The organism is Aquaspirillum soli (assembly GCF_054781915.1).
In genome coordinates this window covers 302,490-309,110 of record NZ_BAAGTM010000003.1, presented here as the reverse complement: position 1 = coordinate 309,110, position 6,621 = coordinate 302,490, and the positions used below count along the sequence as shown (strand labels likewise).

Sequence of the window (6,621 nt, the reverse complement as noted above, 5' to 3'; positions counted from 1 at the left end):
GAGGGTAACGGCTGATTGTAGTATGTTTTGGCGGTTTGCTTCACACCGTGTCGCAAAACTGCCCGACGATTCTATGATCTCAACCCTCGAAAATATCCTCTAACCGCTGCGCCTGCGTTAACGATACTCCCCATTGCTGCAACTGCTCCGGCGTCGCCGCCCGTAACCGCGACAACACCCAATCCGGCAACGGCTGACCAAACCGTGCCTCAATCAACGTCCGAAGTAGGCTTCGCATGGCTTGTATGCCTTCTTCACGACCTTCTTCTCTGCCTTCTTCTCTACCCTCTTCCCGCGCAGTGATGATGTCAGTGTTGTAATCCCACACTGCCCGTTCTCGCGCCAATGCCCGTAACCGTTCTTCCTTGGTTTGGCTCATTTGCTCTAGGGATTGCAAAACAGTCATTACCGGTGTGTGTGTCAGCTGTGCCATGATGTGTTGCTCCTGCCAATGTTCAAACAGATCGACCCAATTCTTTAATGCCGTTGGGGCCAGTTGGAGGCGGTCGGCTTTGTCTAACTCCAGAATATCAATTTGCTGTGCTTTGGTGAGGACAACATCGGGAATATGTTGATCGCGCAGTTCAAACCGCCATGAAGCTTGTTCTGGATGTTCAGGGAATAAATCAAAATCCAGTAGATGAATACAAATCACATGCTTCATCTCGCGATAGGATTGACCACTTTCTAACTGTTCGCTGATAAGACGCGAGCTGTAATACAAACTTCACTCTCCCAATCAAACACAACAACGCCCTGCACAATGGCAGGGCGTTGTCTTTTACACGCATACGCGCGATGGCTTACATATTCGGGTAATTCGGGCCACCACCGCCTTCTGGCGTTGTCCAGTTGATATTCTGGGTTGGGTCCTTAATGTCACAGGTTTTACAGTGAACACAGTTTTGTGAGTTAATTTGCATACGGGGGTTGCCCGTTTCGCGTCCCACAATTTCATACACCCCAGCAGGGCAATAACGCTGCTCTGGTGCGTCATACAGTGCCAAATTGATCTGAATTGGAACACTGCTATCTTTCAAACGCAAATGCACCGGCTCATCATCACGGTGATTGGTGTTCGAAATAAATACGCTCGAAAGCTTATCAAAGCTGATTTTCCCGTCCGGTTTCGGATAGTGAATCTTTGGCATTTCTTTGGCTTTTTTCAGGCACTCATGGTCAGCGTGCAAGTGACGCAACGTCCAAGGCGCTTGGCCATTGAAAATATAGGTGTCGATCGCGGAATACATGATGCCGCCCCACAACCCCCAACGGAAAGAAGGACGCACATTACGCACTTTCCACAACTCATCAAACAACCAGCTCGATTTGAACGCTTCGGTGTAAGACGTTGCTTCGTTTTCCAACGATTCACGGCTCAGCATGTCAAACACGGCCTCGGCCGCCAACATCCCCGATTTCATCGCAGTATGCGTGCCCTTGATTTTCGGCACGTTGAGGAAACCAGCGGTATCGCCAACCAACAAACCACCCGGGAAAGTCAGTTTAGGTAACGACTGCACACCACCTTCGGACAATGCCCGTGCGCCATAAGAAATACGGCGGCCCCCTTCAAATACATCACGAATGGCTGGGTGTGTCTTAAAGCGTTGGAATTCATCAAACGGCGACAGGTGTGGATTTTGGTAGTCCAAACCAATCACAAAGCCGACAACGACTTGGTTATCCTCTAAGTGATAGAGGAAAGAGCCGCCATAGGTGTTGTTATCCATCGGCCAGCCCGTGGTATGGGTAATTTTACCGGGCTGATGTTTTTCGGGTTGGACTTCCCACAGCTCTTTGATGCCAATACCATAGGTTTGTGGCTCGGCACCATCGCGCAGCTTGAAGCGGTCAAACAAGGTTTTGGTCAAAGAACCACGACAGCCTTCGGCAAAAATGGTTTGTTTAGCCCACAACTCCATCCCCACTTGGTGGGCATCAGTTGGGTGACCTTCACGGTCTAAGCCCATATCGCCTGTCGCCACACCCTTAACCGCACCGGTGTCGTCATACAACACTTCAGCAGCAGCGAACCCCGGATAGATCTCAACGCCGAGTTCTTCCGCTTGTTGCCCTAACCACCGGCAAAAGTTCCCCAAGCTGATGATGTAGTTGCCATGATTGTGCATCTGTGGCGGGGTGGGCAGTTCAAAGGCTTTTTTCTCTGTTAAAAACAGAAAATGATCGTCCTGTGCTGGTGTATTGAGGGGCGCACCCTTTTCTTTCCAGTCAGGAATCAGTTCATTGAGCGTGGTGGGCTCTAGCACAGCACCAGACAGAATATGCGCCCCGATTTCTGAGCCTTTTTCTAACAGGCACACACTCAGTTCACGATCAGCTGCCGCTGCCAATTGTTTCAAGCGAATTGCTGTGGCCAAGCCAGAAGGGCCGCCGCCAACAACCACCACATCGTATTCCATATATTCGCGTTGCACGCTAACTCCTTTTACACAAGAGCGATGTTAATGCGTTCGAGATGGACAGAATGGTGCATGTTAATCGCAAACTAGTCAAACGAGCGTTTAAATCGCACCACATTGCTGTAGTTTTCTTTGCGCTGCACCATCCCAACCCAAGGCAGTTAACACTTCTTCAGTATGTTGTCCTAATTCTGGCGGTGGGTTTTGATAATCAATTGGCGTACCCGAAAGCTGCACAGGACAAGCTACCTGTGGCACGACAGTACCATCTGCCGCCACCAAATCACGCCGCATTTGCCGTGCAATACAATGGGGATCGGCAAACGCCTCATCGACTGTATTGATCGGCCCAGCTGGCACACCCGCCGCATCTAACGCGCTCAACCAATCTTGACGCGTCCGTTGCCGGAAACAGTCCGCCAACATCGGCGTTAATACCTCACGATGCTGCACACGCGCGGCATTGGTGGCAAAACGCGGATCTTGCGCCCATTCTGGCGACCCTACCAATTCTGCAACACGGGCAAATTGTGCATCATTCCCACACGCCAAAATAAAATGCCCATCCGATGTCGGGAACACCTGATAGGGTACGATATTAGCATGAGCATTGCCCAAACGCGGTGGGGTTTGTCCACCAATCAAATAATTCATATTGACGTTAGCCAAAGTGGCTAGGGCGCAGTCGAACAGTGCGACGTCAATATGTTGCCCTTCACCGGTCGTATGGCGGGCATGGAGGGCAGCTAAAATCGCGTTGCTGGCATATAAACCTGTGAACAAATCCGTTACGGCTACTCCAACTTTATGCGGCTCACCATCAGCAGGCCCGGTAATACTCATCAAACCGGTCATGCCCTGCACGATGTAATCGTATCCTGCCCGATCAGCATACGGGCCAGTTTGACCAAAACCAGTAATTGAGCAATAGACTAATTTTGGATTGATGACTTTGACAGACTCATAATCTAAGCCATATTTTTTTAAACCACCGACTTTATAATTTTCAATTAACACATCGCTATTTTCGATGAGTTTTTTAATAATCTGTTGCCCTTCTGCTTGGGTAATATCAACAGTAATCGATTTTTTACCGCGATTGGCACACAGATAATAGGCGGCAGGGCCTTGTGAACCATCAGCACGCGTTAAAAAAGGAGGCCCCCAACCCCGAGTATCATCACCGGCTTTAGGACGCTCGACTTTCACCACGTCTGCCCCTAAATCTGCCAATAATTGGCTGGCCCAAGGCCCAGCTAAAACTCTCGATAAATCAAGGACTCGCACACCCGACAATGCAGACATTTTCCACTACTCCCAGCGATTGCTGCGTAATAAATAGGCAAAAAAAGACCCGCCCCGCCGTCAGGGGAACTGACGGGGCGGGTGAGGAACAACCCACTCAACTCAGAAGGAGAAGCAATGTAGGGTTTAAGCATTCACCCCAGCTAAAGCCACATACTTAATTTCCAAATAATCTTCGATACCATATTTGGAACCTTCGCGGCCTAAACCAGATGCCTTAATGCCGCCAAATGGCGCCACTTCGGTGGAAATAATGCCAGTATTCACACCGACAATCCCGTATTCCAACCCTTCAGAAACACGGAAAGTTCGACCTAAATCACGGGTATAGAAATACGCAGCCAACCCATATTCAGTGTCGTTTGCCATTGCCAGCGCTTCTTGTTCTGTTGAGAAACGGAACAACGGCGCTAAAGGACCAAAGGTTTCTTCCTTTGCCACCTTCATGGCTGGCGTCACATGCTTGATGATCGTCGGCTCAAAGAACCGGCCACCCAAGGCATGACGCTTACCACCAGCAATCACCTCGCCGCCTTTTTCTTTGGCATCGGCGATGTGTTCTTCCACCTTTTGCAAGGCTTTTTCATCAATCATCGGGCCTTGGGTAATGCCCTCTTCCAAACCATTACCGATTTTCAAACCGGCAACAGCTGCTGCCAATTTTTCAGCAAATTGGTCATACACACCGTCTTGCACCAACAAACGGTTAGCACAAACACAAGTTTGGCCGGCGTTACGATATTTAGAAGCTAACGCCCCCACCACCGCCGCATCGAGATCAGCATCATCAAACACGATAAACGGTGCATTACCACCCAGCTCTAACGACACTTTCTTGATCGTGTCAGCGCATTCACGCATCAACACTCGACCCACTTCGGTCGAACCAGTAAAGGTCAGTTTGCGTACGGTCGGGTTGCTGGTCAGTTCGCTACCGATGGTGCCAGCGGAACCGGTCACCACACTAAACACCCCAGCCGGTACGCCAGCTTCTTCTGCCAACACGGCCAAAGCCAAAGCAGACAGAGGGGTTTGCGAGGCAGGCTTGAGCACCATCGTGCAACCCGCAGCTAAAGCAGGGCCGGCCTTACGGGTAATCATCGCCGAAGGGAAGTTCCACGGTGTGATGGCGGCACAGACACCAATCGGCTGTTTCATCACTAAAAAGCGACGGTCGGCCAATGGACTCGGGATCATATCGCCGTAGATACGTTTGCCTTCTTCGGCAAACCATTCCAAGAAGCTTGCGGCGTAAACAATTTCACCACGCGATTCCACCAGCGGTTTACCTTGTTCCGCCGTCATCAAGCGCGCTAAATCTTCTTGGTTCGCCAACATCAGCTCATACCAGCGGCGCAAAATCGTCGCACGCTCTTTCGCTGTTTTTGCCCGCCAAGCAGGCAATGCAGCATCGGCAGCATCAATCGCAGCGCGGGTTTCTTCGGCAGTCAAAGAAGGCACATGGGCAATAACTTCACCCGTGGCAGGGTTATCAACAGCAATGGTGTTGCCCGATGCCGCGTCACACCATTGGCCATTGATATAGGCTTGTTGGCGTAACAATTCGGGGCGCTGTAGTTGCAGCAACATAGTCAGCTCCTAGCGGGCAATTAGGCCGATTTCATGGCCGATTCAAGAATAGTCAGACCTTCTTCCAGCACGCTGTCTTCAATCGTCAACGGCATTAAGAAGCGAATCACATTGCCATAGGTGCCGCAGGTCAATAAGACCAAACCGCCTTCCAAGGCTTTGGCTTGCACGCGCTTGGTGAAGTCGGCATCAGGTTTACCATCTTGCATAAACTCCACCGCCACCATCGCACCCAAACCACGAACATCGGCAATTTGTGGCACCGCACCGCGCAGGGATTCCAGACGCGAGGTCAGTTTTTCACCAATCGCCAGAGCGCGTTCACACAGTTTTTCTTCTTCAATCACATCAATCACTGCCAGTGCCGCCGCCAGAGACAATGGATTACCGGCATAAGTGCCACCCAAACCGCCGGGGGCTGGGGCATCCATCAATTCGGCACGACCCACCACCGCCGCCAGAGGGAAGCCACCGGCCAACGATTTAGCCATCGTCATCAAATCTGGTGAAACACCGCTGTATTCCGTGGCGAACATCTTACCGGTACGAGCAAAACCAGCTTGAATCTCATCGGCAATCAACAAAATGCCATATTGGTCACAGATCCGGCGCAATTCGCGGAACAGTTCTGGGGGGGCAACATTAAAGCCACCTTCGCCTTGAACCGGTTCCAAAATAATTGCGGCCACGCGCTCAGGATCGACCGACGATTTGAAAATTTCTTCCAAACAACGAATCGAGGTTTGTACGCTGACGCCTTGCACTTTGTTTGGGTATGGGACGTGATAGACATCGGCAGGGAAGGGACCAAAGCCTTTTTTGTAAGGATTGACCTTGCCGGTTAAAGTCATGGTCAACAAGGTGCGGCCGTGGAACGCGCCGGAGAACGCGACAACAGCAGGGCGACCAGTGGCAGCACGCGCCACTTTAATGGCATTTTCCACCGCTTCGGCACCGGTGGTCACAAAGAAGGTTTTTTTCTCACCGCTAATAGGGGCCAAGGCATTCAGTTTTTCTGCCAAAGCCACATAGCTTTCATAGGGAAACACTTGGTAGCAAGTGTGTGAGAATTTCTCTAATTGCCCAGCGACAGCCGCTTGCACCTTAGGATGCAGATGGCCGGTGTTCAGCACGGCAATCCCTGCCGCAAAATCAATCCAACGGCGGCCTTCTACATCCCAGACTTCTGCATTTTTCGCACGCTCAGCATAAATCTGAGTGGTAATCCCCACACCACGCGGGGTTGCAGCAAGACGGCGCGCATTTAATTCAGCATTACTAGGCATAACAGTCTCCACAGAAG

The 6,621-nt window shown here is 51.0% G+C and carries 5 protein-coding genes; all 5 read right to left on the bottom strand.

Annotation, left to right across the window (positions count from 1 at the left end):
• Positions 1-79: 79 nt before the first annotated feature.
• A complete protein-coding gene (locus ACYVJG_RS05325) occupies positions 80-724 on the bottom strand; it encodes an Rpn family recombination-promoting nuclease/putative transposase (RefSeq protein ID WP_460430127.1) in 645 nt (214 codons plus the stop codon).
• A gap of 79 nt (positions 725-803) precedes the next feature.
• Positions 804-2,423 (bottom strand): electron transfer flavoprotein-ubiquinone oxidoreductase, encoded by a 1,620-nt coding sequence (locus tag ACYVJG_RS05320; protein ID WP_460430135.1) that lies wholly within the window; start codon positions 2,421-2,423, stop codon positions 804-806.
• Between the two features lie 102 nt (positions 2,424-2,525).
• The gene (locus ACYVJG_RS05315; RefSeq protein ID WP_460430126.1) at positions 2,526-3,728 is read right to left on the bottom strand and encodes a CaiB/BaiF CoA transferase family protein; all 1,203 of its coding nucleotides are present in this window, start codon (positions 3,726-3,728) and stop codon (positions 2,526-2,528) included.
• 126 nt (positions 3,729-3,854) lie between these two features.
• Positions 3,855-5,315, bottom strand: a complete 1,461-nt coding sequence (gene gabD / locus ACYVJG_RS05310) for an NADP-dependent succinate-semialdehyde dehydrogenase (protein ID WP_460430134.1) — start codon at positions 5,313-5,315, stop codon at positions 3,855-3,857.
• 23 nt (positions 5,316-5,338) lie between these two features.
• Positions 5,339-6,604 (bottom strand): 4-aminobutyrate--2-oxoglutarate transaminase, encoded by a 1,266-nt coding sequence (gene gabT / locus ACYVJG_RS05305; RefSeq protein WP_022653552.1) that lies wholly within the window; start codon positions 6,602-6,604, stop codon positions 5,339-5,341.
• Positions 6,605-6,621: the final 17 nt, after the last annotated feature.